Annotated in this window: 17 protein-coding genes and 1 pseudogene; 1 reads left to right on the forward strand and 17 read right to left on the reverse strand. The window is 63.3% G+C overall.

What is annotated here, in order from left to right; genetic code table 11:
- Positions 1–299: 299 nt before the first annotated feature.
- The 17 genes and pseudogenes from CCR94_RS02930 to CCR94_RS03010 form a co-directional block, all read right to left on the reverse strand.
- A pseudogene (locus CCR94_RS02930) lies at positions 300–730 on the reverse strand (transposase); the annotation flags it as partial.
- A 200-nt stretch (positions 731–930) separates the two neighbouring features.
- A complete protein-coding gene (gene dut / locus CCR94_RS02935; RefSeq protein ID WP_104506385.1) occupies positions 931–1,380 on the reverse strand; it encodes a dUTP diphosphatase in 450 nt (149 codons plus the stop codon).
- A gap of 445 nt (positions 1,381–1,825) precedes the next feature.
- The gene (locus tag CCR94_RS02940) at positions 1,826–2,236 is read right to left on the reverse strand and encodes a DUF2948 family protein (protein ID WP_244593919.1); all 411 of its coding nucleotides are present in this window, start codon (positions 2,234–2,236) and stop codon (positions 1,826–1,828) included.
- Positions 2,237–2,337: 101 nt separating this feature from the next.
- Positions 2,338–3,105, reverse strand: coding sequence for a lytic transglycosylase domain-containing protein (locus tag CCR94_RS02945; protein WP_104506387.1), 768 nt, complete (start codon positions 3,103–3,105; stop codon positions 2,338–2,340).
- A gap of 65 nt (positions 3,106–3,170) precedes the next feature.
- Positions 3,171–3,944: a trans-aconitate 2-methyltransferase gene (tam, locus tag CCR94_RS02950; RefSeq protein ID WP_104506388.1), complete on the reverse strand. Its 774-nt coding sequence runs from the start codon at positions 3,942–3,944 to the stop codon at positions 3,171–3,173.
- Between the two features lie 111 nt (positions 3,945–4,055).
- A complete protein-coding gene (locus tag CCR94_RS02955) occupies positions 4,056–4,871 on the reverse strand; it encodes an ABC transporter permease (protein ID WP_104506389.1) in 816 nt (271 codons plus the stop codon).
- Positions 4,868–5,608, reverse strand: a complete 741-nt coding sequence (locus tag CCR94_RS02960; protein ID WP_104506390.1) for an ABC transporter ATP-binding protein — start codon at positions 5,606–5,608, stop codon at positions 4,868–4,870. The genes CCR94_RS02955 and CCR94_RS02960 overlap by 4 nt, the downstream gene beginning before the upstream one ends.
- Positions 5,605–6,546 (reverse strand): PQQ-dependent catabolism-associated beta-propeller protein, encoded by a 942-nt coding sequence (locus tag CCR94_RS02965; protein ID WP_244593917.1) that lies wholly within the window; start codon positions 6,544–6,546, stop codon positions 5,605–5,607. Before CCR94_RS02965 ends, CCR94_RS02960 begins: the two co-directional genes overlap by 4 nt.
- A gap of 92 nt (positions 6,547–6,638) precedes the next feature.
- Entirely contained in the window at positions 6,639–7,811 is a 1,173-nt protein-coding gene (locus CCR94_RS02970; RefSeq protein WP_104506400.1) for an ABC transporter substrate-binding protein, read from the reverse strand.
- 238 nt (positions 7,812–8,049) lie between these two features.
- Positions 8,050–9,252, reverse strand: a complete 1,203-nt coding sequence (locus CCR94_RS02975) for a pyridoxal phosphate-dependent aminotransferase (protein WP_104506391.1) — start codon at positions 9,250–9,252, stop codon at positions 8,050–8,052.
- Between the two features lie 168 nt (positions 9,253–9,420).
- Positions 9,421–11,568, reverse strand: a complete 2,148-nt coding sequence (locus tag CCR94_RS02980; RefSeq protein WP_104506392.1) for a putative bifunctional diguanylate cyclase/phosphodiesterase — start codon at positions 11,566–11,568, stop codon at positions 9,421–9,423.
- 77 nt (positions 11,569–11,645) lie between these two features.
- The gene (locus CCR94_RS02985) at positions 11,646–13,076 is read right to left on the reverse strand and encodes an efflux transporter outer membrane subunit (protein ID WP_104506393.1); all 1,431 of its coding nucleotides are present in this window, start codon (positions 13,074–13,076) and stop codon (positions 11,646–11,648) included.
- Positions 13,076–14,644, reverse strand: coding sequence for a DHA2 family efflux MFS transporter permease subunit (locus tag CCR94_RS02990; RefSeq protein ID WP_104506394.1), 1,569 nt, complete (start codon positions 14,642–14,644; stop codon positions 13,076–13,078). Before CCR94_RS02990 ends, CCR94_RS02985 begins: the two co-directional genes overlap by 1 nt.
- A gap of 11 nt (positions 14,645–14,655) precedes the next feature.
- On the reverse strand, positions 14,656–15,807 hold the full coding sequence (locus CCR94_RS02995; protein ID WP_104506395.1) for an HlyD family secretion protein: 1,152 nt from the start codon (positions 15,805–15,807) through the stop codon (positions 14,656–14,658).
- Between the two features lie 106 nt (positions 15,808–15,913).
- Positions 15,914–18,262, reverse strand: a complete 2,349-nt coding sequence (locus tag CCR94_RS03000; protein ID WP_104506396.1) for a DUF3141 domain-containing protein — start codon at positions 18,260–18,262, stop codon at positions 15,914–15,916.
- A 135-nt stretch (positions 18,263–18,397) separates the two neighbouring features.
- Positions 18,398–19,606 carry an acetate/propionate family kinase gene (locus CCR94_RS03005; protein ID WP_104506397.1) on the reverse strand — a complete coding sequence of 403 codons (1,209 nt, stop codon included), beginning with the start codon at positions 19,604–19,606 and terminating at the stop codon, positions 18,398–18,400.
- 49 nt (positions 19,607–19,655) lie between these two features.
- Positions 19,656–21,107: a bifunctional enoyl-CoA hydratase/phosphate acetyltransferase gene (locus CCR94_RS03010; protein ID WP_104506398.1), complete on the reverse strand. Its 1,452-nt coding sequence runs from the start codon at positions 21,105–21,107 to the stop codon at positions 19,656–19,658.
- Between the two features lie 132 nt (positions 21,108–21,239).
- Here CCR94_RS03010 and CCR94_RS03015 point away from each other — a divergent pair, with 132 nt between their 5' ends.
- The gene (locus CCR94_RS03015) at positions 21,240–21,764 is read left to right on the forward strand and encodes a PAS domain-containing protein (protein ID WP_104506401.1); all 525 of its coding nucleotides are present in this window, start codon (positions 21,240–21,242) and stop codon (positions 21,762–21,764) included.
- Positions 21,765–21,789 lie beyond the last annotated feature (25 nt).

A 21,789-nucleotide genomic window follows, 5' to 3' on the forward strand; every position in this document is an offset into this window, starting at 1 on the left:
AGGATGCCTCACGCATTCGCAAGAACCCGGACATCGCCGCCCGCCTGCGATCTTTCGCGTACAACCTGCTCAGGGCCGCTGGGTGCGACAACATCAAAAACGCCCGCTGGCGCGCCGCACTCGATCTCAATCTAATCCTCGCTATGCCTCGACTGTATTAAGAACTGAACAGCCCTGAGGGCGAGACCGAGACGAACCTCACTCTGATGCTGCGGATCGATAAACAGTTTCTGGAACCGAGAGGTTCACGTCCGGTTCTGAGAGGGGCCGAGGGTGAAACTCCCTTGGCCTACTCACCCCAGCTTGACGCCGCGCAGGCCTCGGCGGCGCAGCTTGCGCAGGAAATCGGTCCAGAAGGTCTCGGCCTCCGAGGGGTCAATATCCATGCCGAGCACTTCGCGGCGGCCATCAGCGTTGGCGCCGATCGCGATGATCACCGCCGCCGAGACGATGCGGCCGATGTCGCGGACTTTGACATAGGTGGCGTCGATCCACAGATAGGGCCAGTCGCCTTCGATCGGCCGGTCGAGGAAGGCTTTGAGCTTGCCGTCGATCTCCTCGCACAACCGGCTGACCTGACTCCTCGCCATAGTCGGCGCCGGTCAGCCCGGCGACCTCCATCTCCATCTCCATCAGCCGCTCGGCGGCGAAGCCGATCATCTCGCGCAAAATATCCGCGTCGGGGGCCTTTTTCCACGAGCGCGCGAAGGTTCATCATCTCATCGGTCATCGTTGGTTCCTCGGTTACGTTGGTGTTCGTAACCCGAACTTAACCGGAGAATCGTCGGTGGCCGCCGAAAGCCGCTCGCTCGCTACGGCGCTATGGGCAGCGCGCTTCGCGAGTGGCTTTCTCCCGTCGTCCTACACCACGCGCGGGACACGATCTTTTCCTCGCCCTGTCGCGCCCCACGCGCCAATTCAACCTCTGCGCTACTTCAACCCAGTCGATCCGAAGCCATCGGAACCCCGCGTGCTGTCGGAAAGATTGCTCACTTCAACGGTCGGGAAACGGCGAACTTCCGCAATCACGGCTTGAGCGATGCGGTCGCCGTGAGCGATGGTAAAAGGCTCAGAACCAATGTAGTAGAGGCCTACCATTACACAGCCTCTGTAATCCTCATCCACCGTTCCTGGGCTGTTAGGAATCATGAACCCGTGTTTGAGCGCCAAGCCTGACCTTGGACGAATTTGCATTTCTGTTCCATGAGGAAGTTCCACACGAAAACCTGTGGAGATAATCTTTATTTGACCATGCTCGAACGTTATCGGTCCTTCTGGAAGAAAGGCGCGAAGGTCCATTCCTGCAGCGCCTGACGTAGCGTAGTCTGGAACCGGCAAATCAACATTGCCTTCGATGCGATTGAATTTAATTACAATCATTATTTTGTCCCTTAGGATTTAATACGACATTATTTGTGTTTTTGTGACTTCGGCAGCATGATTCGCTCCTTGAGATCCTCATTTTCTTCGTTGGCTTTGGGACGCGCTATCTTCCATGGGAGTCCCTGAAGCGCGGTTCGATCACCCGCACGTGGTCGCGACATTTCCGATGAACGTCATTGCATCGCCTTTTGCTGATTCTGCAACGACACCCCAACTTCAGGTGTGTGGCATCCTTGCCGGCGCGGCCTCGGAGTTTACCCGGCAACGAACAATGTCAACTGAAGATAACGAGTATTTGCAAGCCCTGGATGAGACAGACATGATCCAGTTGATCCGAGACAGCAGGCGGTCAAATGAAGACGGTCGCGGGCGTTGTCGGGAAGGTCAGCAAGGAGCCAGAAGCAGACCGCGCGTGGCGGCGGATCGCCATCCGGTCCAATTCCTACCGCGCCTCACCCTGATGCTCCGGCGCATTTTTGCACGGCCAGCGCGGACCCAGGTCGGCGAGGCGCGCCTCGATACATTCCACCTCGAGTTTTATGGCGCAGCCGCCTGAAAACGTCAGCAGAATTTCTCCCGAGGGCGCGTCGCCGGGGATGAAGGCGATGGACAGCAGGTTCAAAATGTCTTCGGGCCGGTCCTGGCGAAAGCCGTGCAACGCGGCCTTGCGCACATGCTCGAAATGCAGGCCGGCCTGGACGCGCAGATGCGCTTCGGCGCGAAGCCAGTCGAACCGGTGCAGGGCGAGGATGAAGCGGCGCTCCCTTTGCTGAAACAGCATGTCCGCGACATGCAGCACAGCATCCTGCGCATGAGCCGACAACACCGCGAGATCGGCTTCGTCCATGGCCATCAGACGCAGTGTCCGCGCCTGCGCGCCGCTTTCGCTCACCATCGCTTCCCCCCTCAGCCTACGGGAGCGAGATGGCGTTCGCGCGGTGGGGATGCAAGGGGTCAGCGGTCGAACAGCCCGCCAAATACTCCGGTCTGCGGCGGAGGCGGCGGGGCCGCCAGCGTCGGCTGCTCTTGCGCCGCCGGTTCCGGCGTGATCGGCGGCGAATGGGCGTGACGCATCGCGCCGAGCAGGCCTTTGGTCTTGGCGGTGTAGTAATAGCCGGAGGCGTAGAGCCGCACGGCCCGGTCCATGTCGCCGTCGGCGAGCGCCCAGGCGTTGGCGAGATAGGGCGTCGCATAGGCGAGATTGGTTTCGGCGTCGAGCAGGCCCTTGGGCGCGCCCTTGTAACCCATGCCGCGCGCTGTGGCCGAGGTGATCTGCATCAGCCCGTAATAGCGGCGATGCATCAGATTTGGGTGGTATTTGCTCTCGCGCATGATGATGCGGTGCAGCAGCGCCAGCGGCACGCCGTGGCGGGCGGCGTATTTGCGGGTGAGATCGGCGAGGCCGGATTTTTCGGCGAGGCTGAACCCGTCGGGGTCAAGCTCGTCAACGCCGGGTTTGTCCAGACGCGGGTCGTAGGGCGGCTGCGGCAAGTCGACGCGGGCCTCCGGCGGGGTCGGGACATTGACCGGCGCGGGCTGCTCCGCCGGAGTGAGATCGACGACGCCTTGCTGCTCGGGTTCGGGCGTCAGGGCTTCTGGAGGCGGGTCGCCTGGAAAGGCCGGTCGCACAGGCGGAACCGGCGGATGCGCGGGCAGACCGCCGGCGAAAGCCGGGGAGGCGAGGGTGAACAGAAGCAGAGCGCGGGTCAGAGCTTGAGCCATGAGTCCTGTCTGCCGCTAAATTGTGGCGAACGCAAGAAGCGAAGGTCACATCGGGTGACTTTGCGTCATACCTGCGCGACGAAAAACAGGCGTGGATAGTGCAGCAGCACCTTGCCGTCTTCCTGCGGCAAATAAGCCATTTCCAGTTCGCGCCGATAATGCGCGAGAAAGGCCGCGCTTTCGTCGTCGTCGTCGAGCCGGTCCAGGAACGGCAGCAGCGCCGAACCGGCGAACCAGTCGATCACCGCATCATGGCCGTCCAGCGGGTGAACGTAAGTGGTCTGCCAGAGGTCGATGTTTTGCACATGTGGCGACAGCCAGGCGTAATAATCGTCGATGGAGCCGATGGCGGCGCGGCTCTTGGCGATCGGCGCCAGCTTTTCCATCCAGGGTCCATCGACCGCCACCATGCGCATCAGCGCGTGGGCAGGGTCTTGCAGGACATTGGGCATCTGCACCGCGAGAACTCCGCCCGGCTTCAGGAAGGACAGCAGCTTGGGCAGCAGCCTGTCGTGGTCGGGCGCGAAATGCAGGGCGGCGTTGGCGAAGATCAGGTCCACCTGGGCCTCTGGCGCCCATTGCGCCAGATCGGCCTCGACAAAGCGCGCGATGGGCAATCGCTCGCGCGCGGCCTTGATCATGCTGGGTGAACGGTCGATGCCCAAAATGTCGCCGCAGCGGTAGTATAGCGACAGAATCGCCGCGCTATTGCCTGGGCCGCAGCCGAGATCGACGATTTTGCGCGGCGCCAGCGGCGGGATGCGCGACAAAAGGTCGCGGGCGGCCTGGGCGCGCTCGCGCTCGAATTTGAGATAGAGATCGCAATTCCAATCGCGCATGGAGCCTTTCCGCCGCGAGAAGTACAAAAGTCTATTAAAAGAGTAGTATTATATCTCGGCGAAATCAACTCATGCCGCGCCTCATTGAACTCATGCCGCGGCGCTTCCAACTTATGCTGCGGCGCCCGGCGCCCCGCGCAGCGCCATCAGGCCGCGCGAGGGGTCGTAGGCGACGAGCGCGCCGAGCATGAAGACGGCCGTGCAGCCGAACACGACCGCGAAGGCCAGCGGGTTGAACTGCGTGTAGAGCGCGAAGCGAATCAGTTCGACCGCATGGGTGAACGGGTTGACCTGGCAGACATAATAGAGCCAGGGGCTGCCTTCCCGCACCCGCCACAGCGGATAAAGCGCGGAGGAGGCGAAGAACATCGGGAAAATCACGAAATTCATCACGCCCGCGAAATTCTCCAACTGCTTGATCAGCGAGGACAGCAACATGCCCAGCGATCCCAGCATCAGCCCGACCAGCAGCAGGGCCGGCAGCACTGTGAGATAGCCCAGCGGCGGCGGCTCGATCTCCCAAAAATACGCGATCAGCAGATAGGCATAGCATTGCAGCACGGACACCAGCGTTCCCGCGATCAGCTTGCCCAACAGTAGGAACCAGCGCGGAAAAGGCGACAGCAGCAGCACCCGCATATTGCCCATCTCGCGGTCGTAAACCATCGAAAGCGAGGACTGCATGCCGTTGAAAAGCTGGATCATCGCCAGCAGGCCCGGCGTGATGTAAACCTCGTAGAGAATGTAGGTTTCATAGGGCGGGATGATGGAAATGCCCAAAACCTGCCTGAAACCGGCGGCGAAGATGAACAGCCAGACCAACGGCCGCACCAAGGCGGAGACGAAGCGCTCGCGTTGATGCAGGAAGCGCAGGCCCTCGCGCCAGATGATGCCCTTAAGGCAGATGGCATAGGCGGCGTAGCTCATGCGAGCGCCTCCTCATCGATCAAAAGCATGAAAGCCTGTTTGATGTCGCTGGCGCCGGTCTGTTCCAGCAGGGTCGTCACGGCGCCGCTGGCGCGGACCTTGCCCTTGTGCAGCGCGATCACGTCGTCCGTCCCGGCGATTTCATCGGTCAGATGAGTCGCCCACAGCACGCTCATGCCCTCGCTGGCGATCAGCCCGCGCACCAGTTTTAAAATGTCGGCGCGGGCGCCGATGTCGAGGCCGACGGTCGGTTCGTCCAGCACCAGCAGGCGCGGCTTGTGCAACAGCGCCCGGGCGATCTCGACGCGGCGCATCTGCCCGCCCGAGAGGTTGCGCACTTTTTCGCCGGCGCGGTCGGCAAGCTGCACGGCGTTCAAAAGTTCTTCCGTGCGCGCATTCGCCCGCGCCTTGCCAATGCCATGCAGGGCGGCGTGGTAGTAAAAATTCTGGGCGACGCTGAGATCGAGGTCGAGCGTGCGCGACTGGAACACCACGCCCAATTGCTCCAGCGCCTTGCGCGGCTCGCGCTGGAGATCGCAGCCGAGCACAGCGAGCGACCCTTGCCGAAGGGCGAACAGCCGCGTCACCAGCGAAAACAGCGTGCTCTTGCCGGCGCCGTTAAGGCCGAGCAGCACGCAGAACTTGCCCCGGCCAACCGAAAAGCTCACATCGTCAAGCGCTTTTCGCGCGCCATAGCAGTGCGAGACATTGCGCGCCTCCAACGCCGGAGCGTTCATGGCTTCGCCTCTCCGGGAATGACCAATTCCCAAGGCGATTCTCCGACCTGAATCGACTTCACGACTTTCAGCGCGGCGACGTCGATCACCGAAACATCGTTGGAAACGCCGTTGGCGGTGAGCAGAAATTTGCCGTCCGGCGTGAAGGCGGCGTGCCAGACCCTCTGGCCGACCAGCAGATATTTGATCGGCTGGCGCGTCTTCACATCGACCACCGCCACACGGTTGGCGGGGCCGAGCGAGACGAAGGCCAGCTTGCCGTCACGCGAAATATTGATCCCGACCGGCTGCACGTTTTCGGCGCGCAGGCCGGGCACCTCGAATCTCACCCGATCGACGATTTTTCGCGTTTCCGCGTCGATAATGCAGATGGTTCCGCCAATTTCAGCGGAAACCCAAACCTCCTTGCCGTCGGGCGTGAAGGCGGCCATGCGGGGCCGCGCGTCCACAAGCACATTGGCCAGGATTTTTCGCCTGTCGGCATCGATGAAATGCGCCATGCCGGTGGTTTCGGTGGTGGCGACGATCACCTTGCCGTCCGGGCTCACCGCCAGACCTTCGGGCTCGACGCCGAGTCGCGCGCCGCCAAGCCGCTCCTTGCTCTCGATGCCAAAGAAGGTGAGGGTGTTGCTGTCCTCGTTGGTGACGTAGAGCGTCTTGCCGTCAGGGGAAATGTCGAGCCGCTCGGGGTCGCGGCCCGCGTCGAAATCGCCGGTGACCTCCTGCGCCTTGACGTCGATCATGGCGACCTTGTCGGCGTCGCCGAGCGCGACATAAACGGTCTTCTGGTCGGGGCTGACGACGAGTCCGCGCGGGCGCTGGCCCACCGAAATCGTCTTCTTCAGCATCATCGATTCGACGGAGATCACCGAGATGGTGTTGCCCTTCTCATTGCTGACAAAGGCGTCGGTGGCGAAGGCGGGGCCAACCGTCAACACCCCCAAAAAGCCTGCAGTAGCCCTCACCCTGAGGAGCTTGCGAAGCAAGCGTCTCGAAGGGCGGGGGCGGTCCACGCGCGAGTCCGACAGCGTCATTTCAAACGGCATTTGGTCTCCGGTCGGTCGAGGCCGAGGGTGTCGAGTTCGGAAAACTGATGCATAAAACCCTCCTGCGGCGAGACGGACACGACGTTTCGTCCGTCGGAGAGCAGAATGGGTTGGCGCAATTGCAGGTTCCAGTCGCGCAGCGTGAGCTTTTGGCCCTTGAACGCCGCCAGCGCGAAATCCTTCGAAAGCAAATAAGTTTTTGCCGCCGCCACATCGCCGGCCGCCTCATGGGCCGCCGCCTCGCCGATCATGCGCGCGGCCTCCCAGCCATTCATGTCGAGCGCGGTCATCGGCCGCAAAAACCTGCGCTCGAAGCGCTGCTGCAACTGGGTGGCGCCGGCCTGCTCGTAGGACGGGTCCCAGGCGGTCGGGACCAAGCCCGCCGAGCCGGCGACAGGCCGGGCGTCCCAGGTGCGATAGGGCAGGTAATCGGCGAAGACGGCGCTTTCATCGGCCGCCACCATCACGTCATAAGATGGCGCGTTCTGGGTGAAGGCGGGAATCTGTTTTTGCACCAGCGTAACGCCGCTGTCGGCGCGGCGCGCCCCTCCGGCATCCGCGAACATGCGTTCCTCCACGATTTTGCCGCCGAAACGCGCCGCCGCGCGTTTGATGGCCTCGGCCCAGAGTCGGTCCTCCTCATGCGAGCCGACCACCAGCACAAATTTGCGCCACTGCTTCCACAGCAGATATTGCGTCAGCCCATCGGCCAGCATGGCGCGCGAGGGCGCGACATGCACGACATTGGCGCGGCAGGACTCTTCGCGCAAAACTTCGTCGGGGGCGCCGATGTTGAACAGCAGCGCGCCGGCGCCGGCGGGACTGTCCGCGGCCTTGAGCAGGCTTTCCGCCGAAAGGTCGGCCAGGACGAATCGCGCGCCCTTGGCTTCCAGATCGGCGAGGGCCTGAGCGGGGTCTTCGCCGGGTTTCAGTCGATGGGCGGCGAGCGAAAAAATCTGGCCCAAAAATTCGCCGGTGACATTATTGTCGTCGAGACCGGCTTGCGCGCCGGCCTGTCCGTCGTTTTCGGCGGGAAGGTTTACGCGCGAAATCGCCGTGCGGTTCTCCGCGCGGCGCAGATAGCCGATCACGAATGTTTGCGCCGTCCCCTCGGGCGCCGGCCCCGGCTCGGCGCGCGCTGGCGCGGCAAGACACATCAGGGCGAAAAGCGCGCGGATCGTTCGCGTGACAGGTCCCAAAACTTCTCCCCGAGGCCGAAGCCGGTTATGATTTTTTTTCTTCAATGATTTGTAGCGGGCGTTCCGATGGTCCCGCAAGGCCGCGAATTCGTGCTTTAGGACAATGCGGCGCGCAAAAAATCATCTCAGCCTGTCCTCGGCGCGCGCAACCCGCGCGAGGTCGGGCCGGAGGTTGTCGGCTTGTCGGGTGAGGCGGTTAACGAAGCCCGGCGCAAAAAGTCTGAATTTTGGCGCAGGCCTTTTCCAGCACGGCGTTGGAGGTGGCGTAGGAGACCCGGAAATTCGGTCCCATGCCGAAGGCCGAGCCTTGCACCACCGCGACGCCCTCTTCCGCCAGCAGGGCCGACACGAAATCCGCATCGGTGAGGATTTTGGTCCCGCCCGCCGAAATCTTGCCGATCGCCCCGGCGCAGGAGGGGAAGACGTAAAAGGCGCCTTCCGGCCGGTGCGCTTCCAGATGCGCGGCCTGGTTGAGCATTGAGACCACCAGATCCCGGCGGGCTTCAAAAACCTTCTTGCTCGAAGCGATGAAATCCTGAGGCCCATTGAGCGCCTCGACCGCCGCCCATTGCGCGATGGAGCAGGCGCCGGAGGTCTGCTGGCCCTGAATCATGTCCATGGCTTTGATCAGCTTGTCCGGGCCGGCGGCATAGCCGATGCGCCAGCCGGTCATGGCATAGGCCTTCGACACCCCGTTCATGGTGAGCGTTCGGTCGTACAGGCCGGGCTCGATCTGCGCCGGCGTCGTATAGACAAAATCGCCGTAGACCAGATGCTCGTACATGTCGTCCGTGAGCACCCAGACGTTTTCATGGCGCAACAAGACCTCTGTCAGCGCTTTGAGTTCGTCGCGCGTATAGGCGGCGCCGGAAGGGTTGGACGGCGAATTCAGAATCACCCATTTGGTGCGCGAATTGATCGCCCGTTCCAAAGCTTCGGGCTGGAGCTTGTAGGCCTGCTCGGGCTTGGTCTCGACGATCACCGCCGTTCCGCCGCACAGGGCGACGATTTCCGGGTACGACACCCAATAGGGCGCGGAAATGATCACCTCGTCGCCGGGATTTAGGCTCGCCATCAGCGCATTGAACAGGATCTGCTTGCCGCCCGTGCCGACAATGCACTGGGTCGGCCTGTAGTCGAGCCCGTTCTCGCGCTTGAACTTTTTGGCGATGGCCTCGCGCAGCGGCAGGATGCCGGCGACCGGCCCGTATTTGGTTTCGCCGCGCGCGATCGCGGCGACGGCCGCCGCCTTGATGTTGTCGGGCGTGTCGAAATCCGGCTCGCCCACCGACAGGCTGACGATCTCGCGCCCCTGCGCCCGCAATTCCCGCGCCTTCTGGGTGACGGCGATGGTGGCGGAGGGTTTTACACGGGAGAGCGCGTCGGCGAGGAAGGCCATTTTAAATCCTGCGGCGAAAGTCTAGAGCGCGATGCGGTTCCACGGAAACGCATCGCGCTCTAGACTCTTTGTTTTCGCATGATCTTTGCCAAAAACCGGCGTCCACTTTTTGGGATCATGCTCTAGCGCGGGAACATAACCTTGGCGGCGCGAAAGGAAAGCGCAAATTCAGGCTGCCGCAACAGCCTGGCCAGCGGGCCGCGCCGCCAGGGCGGCGGCCTCGGCGGCGGGAACCGCCTTGCCGAAATGATAGCCCTGGCCGAAATCGCAGCCCATCAGGCTCATCATATCGGCCGTGCGCTCATCCTCGACCCCCTCGGCGACGGTCATCAGATTGAGGCCGTGCGCGAGGTGGAGGACGGACCTGACGATCAGCGCGCTTTCGGGATCCTCGAAGATGGTCTTGGTGAAGGATTTGTCGATCTTTACCTTGTCGATCTTGAACTGGCGCAAATGATTCAGGCTGGAGAAGCCCATGCCGAAATCGTCCAGCGAAACCTTCAGGCCCGCCGCGCGCAGGCGCACGAGAATGTCGCGCACCAGATCCACGTCGCCGATCAGGGCGGTTTCCGTGATCTCGATTTCCAGCCGCTGCGGGGGGAAACCATGCGCCCGCAAGCTCGCGAGCAGGTCTTCGGGGAAGCGCCGGTCGCGCAATTGCACTGGCGACACATTGATCGAGAGCCCGATGTCCTCAGGCCAATCCGCGGCGTCGCGACAGGCCTGCGCCAGCATGGCCATGGAGAGGTCGAAGATCAGACCCTGCTGTTCGGCCAGGGGAATGAAGATTTCGGGTGAAATCTGACCAAGCTGCGGGTCGCGCCAGCGCGCCAGGATTTCAAAGCCTCGGATCCGGCGCGCGCCGAGATCGACGATGGGCTGGTAATGCGGCGTGATCTCGCCCGCCTTGAGCGCCCGGCGCAGCGCCTTTTCAAGCCCGACGCGGCGCCGCAGCGCGCCTTCCATCTCGGGTTTGAACAGGCAAATCCGGTCCTGGTCGCTCCTCTTGGCGCTGTACATGGCGATATCGGCGGCCGACAGCAGTCCCGCCGGGTCGCTCGCGCCGTCCGAGACGGCGATCCCGATGCTGGCGTCGATCTCGATGCGATGGTCGCCGACCGCGATCGGCGCGCGCAGCGAGTCTCGGATGCGCTTGGCGAGGTCTCGCGCGGGCTGGGGGTCGCAGCCGTCGGCAAGCGGCATGACGGCGGCGAATTCGTCGCCGCCGAGCCGCGCCACCAATCCACCATGCACGACCGCCTCTTCGAGACGTTTCGCCACCTCGCAAAGCACGAGATCTCCGACCATATGGCCCAAGAGATCGTTCACCGGCTTGAAACGGTCGAGATCGACGATCAGAAGCGCGCAGACCTTGGCCGGTTCGCCATCCCCTTGCAGAAAGGCGCGCAATTTCGCGGCGAGCGCGCGGCGGTTGGGCAGGTTGGTCAGGGGATCCTGGTGCGCCATCGCCTCCGCCGCCTTGCGCGCGAGCTTGGCGGCGCTGTGGGCATGCTCCAGTTCGGCGAGATTGGCGCGGAAGATTCGGAAGGCGCTCGCGAGGTCCGCGATCTCGTCGCGCGCCTGGCGATGCGAAAGCTCGACATCCGTGCGGCCCTGCGCCAGAGCCGTCAGAGCCTCGGTGATCTCGCGCAGCGGCGTGAACAGGTTTTTCCGCGCGCGCCCGTAAAGCAGCAGCGCCGCGCCCGTGGCGAACACCGAGGCGACGATCATCATGGTCATGATCGAATCCGACAGGGCGTCGGCGTCCTGCACCTCGCGGGTGATCTGGTTTTGGCTGGCTTCGTCGAGCAGGTCCAGCGCCTGTTCCGTTTCGACATAGGCTTTGTGAATCAGGCTCTCGACGCCGCCCGGGTGACTCCGGTTGTTCATGGTCGAAAACTGCCTGTCGTGCAGTTCGGCATAGTGCTTCCAGGCGGCGCGAAAGCGATCGAACAGCTCCACATTCACGCGGCCCGGCATGATCGCGTCGCCCTGCGTTATTAGCAGGCCGACCGTTTCGCGGCTTTGCGCGAGCGCTTCGAGGGTTTCCGCGCGTTCGGTTTCGTTTTCCGCGTGGTGGACCGTGACTTCCATCAAGCGCATCTCGGACAGCTTGTCGCCCAGTCCGGCGAAATAATGGGTTTCGACCAGGCCGACCTGCTCGATGAACTTCATCTTCGCGTCCACGGCCTTCAGACCGAAAATGCTTATTGACGTAACGGAAGCAATGAGAGCGATAAATCCGAAAATGACCAAGGTCATTCTGACATGGATCGATCCTGCCCAGGATCTATGGTCACGTTCGGCTGGCGTCATGCGCGATCGTTACATCGCGCGCCCTAACCATTTATTTAACGAATGTGCAAACCTGAGTAAACGAGGGACTCAAACCCTCATTCACCGGCGGCGGGGAATGTCCCTTCCCAGCCGCCGCCGAGCGCCTTGTAGAGCTGCACCTGATTGACGCCGAGCGTGGTCGCGCTTTGCGCCTGCTGCTGTTCGGCGATGAGCGCGGTGCGCTCGGCGTCCAGAACATTGATGAATTCGGTGACGCCGTCGCGATAGCGGTCGCGGGCGATTCCCGCCGCCTTGCGCGCATGCAAAACCTGTTCCGACAACCGGGCGTAGCGCGCCTTTTCCGAGCGCAGCGCCACCAGCGCATTCACAACGTCACGCCAGGCCGCCATGACCGTCTTGCGATAGGCCAGCGCGGCTTCCTGCTGCTGGGTCTCGCGCAGGTCCAGATTGTTCTTCAGTTTTCCGCCTTCGAAGATCGGCACGCTCACGCTCGGCCCGAAACTCCACTGGAACGAGGAGGCGCGCAACAGGTTGTTGGTGTTGAGCGAATCCAGGCCCGCCTGTCCGTTGAGCGTGATCGAGGGATAGAACGAGGCGACGGCGACGCCGGTCTGGGCGGTGGCGGCGTGCAGTTGGGCTTCCGCCACGCGTATGTCCGGCCGGCGCCGGGCGAGCTCCGAGCTGACGCCGTCCGGAACGGCGGCGAGGACGAGCGACTTGCGCTTCTGGCCAAGCCGCGCTTTTAGCGCGCCCGGCGGCTGGTCGAGCAGGAACGACAAGGCGTTGATCAGCTCCGATTCCTGCTGCTCCAGCGGCGGAATCTGGGCGCGATAGGCTTCGAGCTGGGAGCGGGCGTTCTCGGTGTCGAGCGCGCTCTGCATGCCCTTGGCCTGGCGCTCGTCCGCGAGTTTCAAAATGCCCTCGGCGACCTTCACATTGTCGTTGAGCACGCCGATCTGAACCTGGGCGCCGCGCAACTGGATGTAGTCGCGCGCGGTTTCGGCCATGACCGACAGCAGGGCGTCGCGGCGCTGATCCTCCGAAACCTGGACCTGGGCGTCGGCGGCCTCCACCGAGCGGCGCACGCGGCCCCAGATGTCGATCTCCCACGAGGCGTCGAAGCCGACGAAATGGTCGGAGATCGGTGGCACGTCGAGGCCGCCGGGAACGAGGCCGCCCATCAGGCTGAGGATGCCGTTCTTGGAATATTGCTCGCGGGTGACCTTCGCGTCGCCGCCGAGCGTCGGGAATTGCACGGCGGCCGTGACGCCGCGCTGGAACCGGCTCTCCGCGACGCGCAGGGTTGCGGTCTGGATGTCGAGATTGGCCTGCGCCACGTCGCGGACCAGCGCCGTCAGGGTCGGATCGCGAAAACTCGCCCACCATTCCGGGTTGGGCGCGGAGGTTTTCGCGCTGGCGGCAAGGGCGCGCTCGGGCAGGCCGCTGGCGGGCGGCGAAAAATCCGGGCCGACCGCATTGCAGCCCGATAGCGCCGTCAGAATGAAAAGAAGAGCCGTTTTCCGCATCAATGGGCCGCTCCAGGTCCGCCAACGCTTTTCTTCGAGGTCATCAGCAAGGTGAGCGGCGCGACGGCGAAGGCCGCGAGCGCGCAATAAAAGAATGTGTCGGAATAGGCCAGGATCGCCGCCTGCGTGCGTATGGTCTGCATCACCCGTCCCAAGGCCATGTCATGGGCGGTCTGAACCGTCTGGCCGGCGGAAACCAGCGCGCTCTGATAGGTCGAAACCAGAGTGTTGAAGGGCTGGTGGAAGGGCGAGGCGTACTGGCTCAGAAAATTCTGGTGGCGTTGCGCGCTGTCCACGACGCTCGCCGTGGACAGCGAAATGCCGACCGAGCCGAATACATTGCGGAACATGGAGAAAAGCGCGACGCCGTCGCCGTTGCGCTCGCGCGGCAGGGTCAGGTAGGCGACCGTGCTGATCGGCACGAACAGGAAGGCCAGGGCGGAGGTCTGGAACAGGCGCATGCCCACCAGCGTCGGGAAATCGATCATCTGCGCGAGATGGCTCGAATAGAGGAAGGCAAAGCCCATGATCAGGAAGCCGATCCCCACCAGATAGCGCGCCGCGACATATTTCATCATGCGGCCGACCAGGGGAATCAGCACGATCATGAATACGCCGCCCGGCGACAGGATCAGGCCGGACCAGGTGGCGTTGTAGCCGAGATATTGCTGGACCATTTGCGGGATCATCACCACACTGGCGTAGAGCAGCCCGCCGGTGGCGGCGATCATGACGCAGCCGACCGCATAATTGCGGTCCTTGAACACGTCCAGATGCACGATGGGTCTTTTCGCCACCGACAGCCAGACAATCGCGCCGACAATGCCGAGCACTGCGAGAACGGCCATGAGCTGAATGAAGGACGAGGCGAACCAGTCGTCGTCCGTGCCGCGGTCGAGCATGATTTCCAGACAGCCGAGGCCGAGCGTGATCAGGCCGAGGCCAATGAAATCCATGCCGCGGCTCTTGCGCTCCTTCACCCACGGCGGGTCCTCGACCAGGGCGGACACCATGAAAACGGCGAAAATGCCGATGGGCACGTTGAGGAAGAAGATCCAGCGCCAGTCGAACGTGTCGGTGATGAAGCCGCCGAGCGTCGGACCGAGCACGGGCGCGACAATGGTCGCCATGGCCGCGACGCCGAAGGCCGCGCCGCGCCTGGCGACCGGAAACGTGTCGAGGATGATCGACTGCTGGTTGGGCTGCATGCCGCCGCCGAAAAAGCCCTGCAACAGCCGGAACAGGATGAGCTGGGACAGGCTGGTCGCCGCGCCGCACAGGAACGAGCAGACCGTGAACATGGCGATGCAGATGAGGAAATAGCGCTTGCGCCCCAACAGATCGCCGAGCCAGCCGGAAATGGTCAAGACGATGCCATTGGCGACGAGATAGGAGGTCAGCGCCCAGGTCGCCTCGTCATTGCTGGCGGAAAGAGCGCCGGCGATATGCGGCAGGGCCACATTGACGATGGTGGTGTCCAGCACCTCCATGAAAGTGGCGATGGTGACGGCGACCGCGATCAGCCAGGGATTGGCCTTGGGCTTCCATCCGGCGTGCGCGTCGGTCATTGCGGCGACACTCACTTGATCGAGACTTGTGGCGCGAGCGAGACTTGGGGCACGACGGAAATGCCGAGCGGCAACGGCAGATTGGGGTCGAGCCCGCTGTCGATCACGATCTTGACCGGCACGCGCTGCACCACCTTGACGAAATTGCCGGTGGCGTTTTCGGGCGGGAAAGCGGTGAATTTCGAGCCGGAGCCCTGCTGGATGCTGTCGACATGGCCTTCGAGATCGAGCTGCGGATAGGCGTCCACCGCGATCTTGACCTTCTGGCCCGGCTTCATGCGCCGGAGCTGGCCTTCCTTGAAATTGGCGATCACCCAGCGCTCGGTTCCGACCAAGGCGAAAATCTGCTGTCCCGGCGCGATGTAATTGCCGAGTTCGACATTGCGCTTGGTGATCCAGCCATCCTGCGGCGCGCCCACCATTGTCCAGGACAGGTTCAATTCGGCCTGTTGCAGGCGCGCCTGCGCCTGATCGACCTGACCCTGAAGCTGGCTGACGGCCTTTTCGGTTTCGCCGATGCGTTGAGGGACCGGCGTCGCCTGCGCCACCTGCGCCTGCGCGGAGGCGACCTGCGCCTCGGCCTGCTTCAGCGCCGCGCGCGCGGCGTCCACTTCCTGCTGGGAGGTCGCCTGCTTGCTCAAGGCGGCCTGGCGGTTGTAGTCGGCCTGCGCCTTGGCCGCTGTGGCCTGGGCGGCGGCGAGTTGCGCCTGCGCCTGCGCGAGCAGGGCGGGAAAATTCCTCTTGGCGACTTCGAGGCCAAAACTCTGCGCGCCGAGCTGCGCCCTGGCGGATTCAAGCACGGCGGCGGCGAGCGCGCGGTCGTTCTCGTATTGCCGGGAATCGATGCGGACCAGTTGCTGGCCCTTCTTCACAAACTGGTTGTCGGCGACATCAAGCGAAACCACCGCGCCCGCCACCAGCGGCGAGACGATGGAGGAGCGGCCGTCGACGAAGGCGTCGTCGGTGCTCTCGACATCGGCCGCGGTCAGAAAATGCCAAGTCGCGCCTGCGGCGACGAGCGCCACCAGCCCGATTCCGATGGTCTTGCCCGGCCCGCTGCTGGGCTTGCCGGTGTTCCCCTTGCCGTCGCCGCCCGCGTCCGGACCCGGCTGACGCGCCGACGCGGTTTCCTGCGTCGGCGTTTCCACGACTGTCTCACTCAAGGCGCGCCCTCGGAATTGACCAAGCGGTCAGTCCATAATGCAAAAGGCGCGGTTTGTCTTGTACGGATTATGTGCGGCCTATGCTTGCACACAAGCCAGCACAGGCCTATTGCGCGGCCGCTTGCGCCGTTTCGAGCGGATCGGTCGGCGCCGGGCCGGTGAGTTCGGGCAAGCCGAGGACAGAGCGCATCCTGCCAAGCATCTGGATCGTGCGCGGCTCCATTTCCTCGACCGCGCCGGCGATATAGTCCACCACCGCCATGGCGCGCTGGCGCGCCTCGGGCTCTGGCAACAGCAGCGCCAGCGTCTCGATCGCCCGGTCGGGCGCGAATTCCACGACAATGCTCTGTTCGCGGATCAGGGCGGCCCGTTTTTCCGCGCCAAGGGAGGCGAAGGGTTCGTCGCGGCCGAGCACTTTCGCTGACCGCTCGAGACGATCGCGCCGCACGGAATGGCGCGCCTGCGCGATCAGGATCAGCATGCGAATCACCGCGACCGCGAAGCCGCCGCGATCGACGCCGAGCAGAATGGCCTCGACCTCCGGCAGATGCGCCAGCTCCTGGGCGTCCATCGTCGTGCGCGTCCACGCGCGACTGGACCCGAGGCGCTTCATCGTCGGCGAACCGTAGATCGAGAAGAAGCTCATTTCATAGGTGGCGTCGCGCATGTCGCGCCAGAAGTCGAACGCCTGGATGACCCCGTTCGCCCAGGTCTTCTCCAGGGCGATGAAGGGATTGGCGGGATCGGCGGGCGCGCGCGCCGTCTCGGCCTGTTTCGCCTGGCCGCGCGCGAAATCCATCAGCGGGTTCTCGTCGGAGAACATGCGGCGGCTGGCGCGCGCCGGATGCATTTTTCGCATGGACTCGGCGGTTTCCTTGGAAACGCTGGCCTGGACGAAGGGACGCCAGAGCATGTCGTAAAGGTCGCAGGCGACATCGGACAGGCGCGACACCGCGCCGAACAGCTCCTCGTCATCGCGCGAATCGTCCAGTCCGGACAATTCGCTCATCTTGCGCTCGGTGAAGGACACGCGGAAATGCGCATCCACCCCCTCGCCGATCTGTTCGTCTATGGTCATCTCGTAAAGGCCGGGGGCGAGCGCCTCGATGGTCTTCAGCGTCGATGTGACCTCGGCGTGCTCCTTCTTCGCGATCGAGGAGGACACGAAAATGCCGAGATGGCCGACTTTTTCGTGGATCATGTAGATGATGCGGTGGCCGCGCACGCGGATTTCGTGCTCGTCGGAAAAAGTGTCGGCGATCCAGTTCAGCGCCTGTTGCGGCGGGGTGATGTTGTCGCCCTTGCTGGCGAAGACGATGATCGGCGAGCGGATCGCCTTGATGTCGAGCCGGCGTCCGCGCTCGATGCGGGCCTCGCCGCGCGACAGCCGGTTGCCGATGAAGATGTTGCGCACGATCCAGCTGATTTCGGCTTCATTCATGTAATGATAGCCGCCCCACCAGCGCTCGAAGTCCAAAAAGCCCGGGCGGGTCTTTTCCGGATTGGCGAACAGGTCGTAATATTTGCCGAAATAGTTGCGGCCGGGATTGAGCCCCTCGAAATTGCTGACGAGATGCGCGCCGTCGAACACGCCGGCGCCGAGATCGGACATCAGCAGGGCGGGCAAGGCGCCGCCGAGCAGGCCGCCATTGTAGCGCATCGGATTTTCGCCCATGCGGCCCGACCAGGCCGCGACCGGCGCGCCATTGATCACCAGCGGCCCGGTTATGCCGGGATTGGCGGCGGCCAGCACCAGCGTCGCCCAGCCGCCCTGGCAATTGCCGACCACGACGGGCTTGGGCGCGTCGGGATGGCGGCGGCGGATTTCGCGCAAGAATTCCGCTTCCGCGCGCATCACGTCGGCGAGGGTCTGTCCCGGTTCGGGCTGCGGACGAAACACGCAGAAATAGACCGGATGCCCGTCGTTCAGCGCCACGCCGACCTGGCTGTCCGGCTTGAACCCGCCAATGCCCGCGCCATGGCCGGCGCGGGGGTCGATGATCATGTACGGCCGCTTCCAGTCGTGCGTTTCCACGCCCTTGGGCGGGATGATCTTCAACAGGATATAATTGCAGGGATGAGCCAGATCCTTGCCGTCGAGCGCCACGTCATAATCGTAGATCAGCACCGGCGGCGTGCCGGCGGCCTCATGGGCGGCGTCGTTGTTGCCGCGCTCGCGCAACACGTCGAGCGTCATCCAGAAGCGCTGGCCGGCGTCGCGCATATATTCGCTGGCCGCCTTGTCGAGTCCGCCCGCCCGCGCGAGATCCGCGAGTTTTTGCAAGGCCGGCGTCGCTTCGGCGAAGGCCTTTTGGGTCCGCTCGCCATGGTGGCGCGCGATTTTATGCGCGTGGACGCCAGCGAGTTCGGCGAGGTTTTTCGCCTGCGCCGCGCCGGTCGCGCCGTCCTCGGCGAGACGTGGAAAGATGCTTTCCGGGCTGTAAGTCGAGGGCATGAGCGCCTCCTTGTTCTGATGTTGGGCGAGGTGAATGCGCGGCCTGGACCCGCAACATCGCTGTTGCGATCATCCCCGCTCGGCTGACGTGTAGCCTATGCCGCGTTTGTGACAGGCGGAATGTGGTTCGCGACCTCAGGCGATGGCCGGAACCAGCGGCTCCTTCAAATTGAGAAGTTCGGCCGTGTGCGCGGCGATCATGCGCTCCTCGTCGGTTTTCAGGATCAGGACGACGGTCGGCGAGCCTTTTTCGGAAATGATGCGCTCGTTCCTGGCGTTGGCCGCGAAATCGATCTGGATGCCGAACCATTCCAGGTTTTGCAGGATGGCCTTGCGCACGTTCACCGCGTTTTCGCCAATGCCGCCGGTCAGGACCAGACAGTCGAGCCCGCCGAGTTCGGCGCAGAGACCGCCGAGATTGCGGCGCACGCGCGAGACGAAATAATCGAGGGCGTCCTTGGCGGATTGTTCGGTCGAGGCTTCGAGATCGCGCACGTCGTTGGAAATGCCCGACATGCCCTTCAGCCCGGAATTCTTGTAGAGCAGATCGGTGATCTCGTCAGCGCTCATCTTCTTCTCTCTCATCAGATAGAGCACCACGCCGGGGTCGAGCTGACCGCAGCGCGTCCCCATCGGCAGGCCGTCCAGCGCGGTGAAGCCCATGGTCGAGCCCACGGATTTGCCGGAATTGATCGCGCACATCGAGGCGCCGTTGCCGAGATGGGCGACGGCCACCTTGCCGCGCGCCAAAACCGGCTCCTCGTGGCGGAGAATGCGGTGGATGAATTCATAGGACAGGCCGTGAAAGCCGTAACGGCGCACGCCTTCGTCGTAATATTCGCGCGGCAGGGCGTAGGTGTCGGCGATGAAAGGATGCCTGCGATGGAAAGCGGTGTCGAAACAGGCCACCTGCGCCGCTTTGGGAAAGCAGTCGTGCGCGGCTTCGATTCCCGCGAGATTGTAAGGCTGGTGCAGCGGCGCCAGCGGCTCGAACGACCTGAGCTGCGCCAGGATTGCGGTATCCACCAGCACAGGTTCGCAATAGTCGGGGCCGCCATGCACCACGCGGTGGCCGACGCCGATGACATTGGCGCCGTTCTGCTCCTTTTCGAGCCAGTCCATCACGGCGGTCAGCGCCATGCGGTGGTCCACCGCAATGTGGCTCTGGTCGAGATCGAAGCCGGTCTTTTCGTCGTTGCCCTTGCGCGCCGAAAAATGGGCCTTGCCGCCAATGCCGTCGATCTCGCCGAGCGCCAGCCGCGCGAGTTTGCCCTGGTCGATTTCGTAAGCCGCGAATTTGATCGAGGATGAGCCGGCGTTGATGGTGAGGATGATGTCGGCCATGAGGTCTCTCTGTTTGAGGCGGCGCGCGAAACACGCCGCCGGAAGGGTTTTAATCGGCCGCGCGTTCGTCTTCGCTGTCCGCGCCGGTGAAGGCCTTTCCGTTGTCTTGCCAGTATTTGTAAAGCTGCGCCAGTGCGCAGGAAACAAGCCGCGCATTGTCATTGTCGGCCCGGCTCGTCAGCATGACGGGCGCGGACGCCCCGACCACGAGGCCCGCCGCTTCGGCATGGGAAATGAAGGTCAGCTCCTTGGCCAGCATGTTGCCGGATTCCAGATTGGGCGCGATCAGCACATTGGCGCGGCCGGCGACCAGCGAGGCGATGCCCTTGGTGCGGGCCGCCTCAATGTCGATGGCGTTGTCCATGGCCAAGGGACCATCGACCACGCCGCCCCTGATCTGGCCGCGTTCCGCCATTTTGGAGAGGATCGCCGCGTCGAGCGTCGAGGGGATGGCGGGATTGATGACCTCGACCGCCGACAGTACGCCGACACGGGGCGCGGCGCCGCAGGCGAGCGCCAGATCGATGGCGTTCTGGACGATGTCCACCTTGGTCATCAGGTCCGGCGCGATGTTGATGGCGGCGTCGGAGACGAACAGCAGGTCGGCCAGCGTCGGCGTGTCGATGACGAAGACATGGCTGATGCGGCGCGAGGTTCTCAAGCCGCCGTCCTTCTTCACGACGGCGGCGAGCAGGTCGTCGGAATGGAGGTCGCCCTTCATCACCGCGCCGGCTTCGCCTGCGCGCACCATGGCGACGGCCTTGTCGGCGGCCCGCCGATGGTTTTTCTCCTCCACCACGCGGAAGGCCGAGAGATCGGCGTTCAGTTCCTTCGCCGCGGCCGCGATGCGCAGGGGATCGCCGATGAAGATCGGCTCGATCAGGCCTTTTTCAAAAGCCAGCAGAGGCCCGTTGAGGGAAGCGTGGTTCTCGGGGCAAACCACCACGGTTTTCAGACGCGGCAATTGCGCCGCGAGCGCCACCAGATGCGGAAACTGTTCGTTTTCCTCAAGAATCAGGGTCGGCAGATGACGCGCTTCGATTTCGACCTGAAGCCGCGGCGCCTCGACAACGGCCAAGCCCTTGCAGACGGTTGCGCCGGTTGCGTTGGTGACGATGGTTTCGAACAGCGCGACAGGCTCCTCGCGCTTCTCGCGGCAGGTCACGGTGACGCGCAGGCGGTCGCCGACATGCACGCGCTTGGCGAATTCGAAGCTTTGCGAGCGATAGAGTGTGCCCGGACCGGGCAGGATGTTGCCGAGAACCGCCGATATCAGCGAGCCGATCCACATCGACGGCGCGATGGGTTCGTTGCTCGTCCGCGCCTTGTCCTCCTCGGTCGGCAGCATGAGTGGGTTCAGATTGCCCGACACGTGCGCGAACAGCAGCAAGTCGCGCTGGGCGCAGGCGCGCTCGACCGAGGCGGTGTCGCCGACCTTGAGTTGCGCCCAAGTCGTATTGGTGATCTTCGTATTGGCGGTTTTGCCGCTTTGAGTGATCATTGCGCAGTCCTATCCTGAAAATCCTGTCTCAACCTTAACAACCCGACATGAAAGCGACATGAACGCGCCTTGAGTCCAGCCAGAGGCAAGCTGAGAGGCCTAACCCTGGCGTAAGTGAGGTTGGGCCGCGCGATGAAAACTGAGACTATACCGACCAATCGCGAGGTGTTTTTTGACCGCGATCATTTCATTGTGTCCAAGACCGATCTGAAGGGGCGGATCACCTATGTCAATCGCGCCTTCTGCGCCATTGCGAACTATAGCGAGAAGGAATTGATCGGCGCGCCGCATTCCATCGTCCGCCACCCCGACATGCCCAGGGCGGTGTTCAAATTCATGTGGGACCGGATTCTTGAGGGCCATGAAGTCTTTGCTTACGTGAAGAATATGACAAAATCAGGCGATCACTATTGGGTGTTCGCGCATGTCACCCCCTCTTGCGACGCCGCCGGGAATTTCCTCGGCTTCCATTCCAATCGCCGCACGCCGGACCGCCGGGTGCTCGGCGAAACCATCATCCCGCTTTACGAGGCCTTGCGGCGAACCGAAGCCGCGCCGGCCAACGCCAAGGATGGGCTTGTGGCGTCCTACCGGCAATTCAGCGATATCGTCCAGAGCAAGGCGCGCAGCTATGACGAATTGGTATTCTCTCTCTAGGGCGCGGGCGGCGGTCGCCCTGGGC

Source organism: Rhodoblastus sphagnicola (assembly GCF_002937075.1).
In the GTDB taxonomy this organism is placed as follows: domain Bacteria; phylum Pseudomonadota; class Alphaproteobacteria; order Rhizobiales; family Beijerinckiaceae; genus Rhodoblastus; species Rhodoblastus sphagnicola.

What these genes read in the sequence shown, in the direction of transcription:
- CCR94_RS02975 (WP_104506391.1), bottom strand. Translation starts at nt 9,252, where the DNA reads ATGGCCTTCCTCGCCGACGCGCTCTCCCGTGTAAAACCCTCCGCCACC.
- CCR94_RS03015 (WP_104506401.1), top strand. Translation starts at nt 21,240, where the DNA reads ATGAAAACTGAGACTATACCGACCAATCGCGAGGTGTTTTTTGACCGC.
- CCR94_RS02960 (WP_104506390.1), bottom strand. Translation starts at nt 5,608, where the DNA reads ATGAACGCTCCGGCGTTGGAGGCGCGCAATGTCTCGCACTGCTATGGC.
- CCR94_RS03000 (WP_104506396.1), bottom strand. Translation starts at nt 18,262, where the DNA reads ATGCCCTCGACTTACAGCCCGGAAAGCATCTTTCCACGTCTCGCCGAG.
- CCR94_RS02985 (WP_104506393.1), bottom strand. Translation starts at nt 13,076, where the DNA reads ATGCGGAAAACGGCTCTTCTTTTCATTCTGACGGCGCTATCGGGCTGC.
- CCR94_RS03010 (WP_104506398.1), bottom strand. Translation starts at nt 21,107, where the DNA reads ATGATCACTCAAAGCGGCAAAACCGCCAATACGAAGATCACCAATACG.
- tam (WP_104506388.1), bottom strand. Translation starts at nt 3,944, where the DNA reads ATGCGCGATTGGAATTGCGATCTCTATCTCAAATTCGAGCGCGAGCGC.
- CCR94_RS02990 (WP_104506394.1), bottom strand. Translation starts at nt 14,644, where the DNA reads ATGACCGACGCGCACGCCGGATGGAAGCCCAAGGCCAATCCCTGGCTG.
- CCR94_RS02980 (WP_104506392.1), bottom strand. Translation starts at nt 11,568, where the DNA reads ATGACGCCAGCCGAACGTGACCATAGATCCTGGGCAGGATCGATCCAT.
- CCR94_RS02970 (WP_104506400.1), bottom strand. Translation starts at nt 7,811, where the DNA reads ATGTGTCTTGCCGCGCCAGCGCGCGCCGAGCCGGGGCCGGCGCCCGAG.
- CCR94_RS03005 (WP_104506397.1), bottom strand. Translation starts at nt 19,606, where the DNA reads ATGGCCGACATCATCCTCACCATCAACGCCGGCTCATCCTCGATCAAA.
- CCR94_RS02940 (WP_244593919.1), bottom strand. Translation starts at nt 2,236, where the DNA reads ATGGCCATGGACGAAGCCGATCTCGCGGTGTTGTCGGCTCATGCGCAG.
- CCR94_RS02945 (WP_104506387.1), bottom strand. Translation starts at nt 3,105, where the DNA reads ATGGCTCAAGCTCTGACCCGCGCTCTGCTTCTGTTCACCCTCGCCTCC.
- dut (WP_104506385.1), bottom strand. Translation starts at nt 1,380, where the DNA reads ATGATTGTAATTAAATTCAATCGCATCGAAGGCAATGTTGATTTGCCG.
- CCR94_RS02955 (WP_104506389.1), bottom strand. Translation starts at nt 4,871, where the DNA reads ATGAGCTACGCCGCCTATGCCATCTGCCTTAAGGGCATCATCTGGCGC.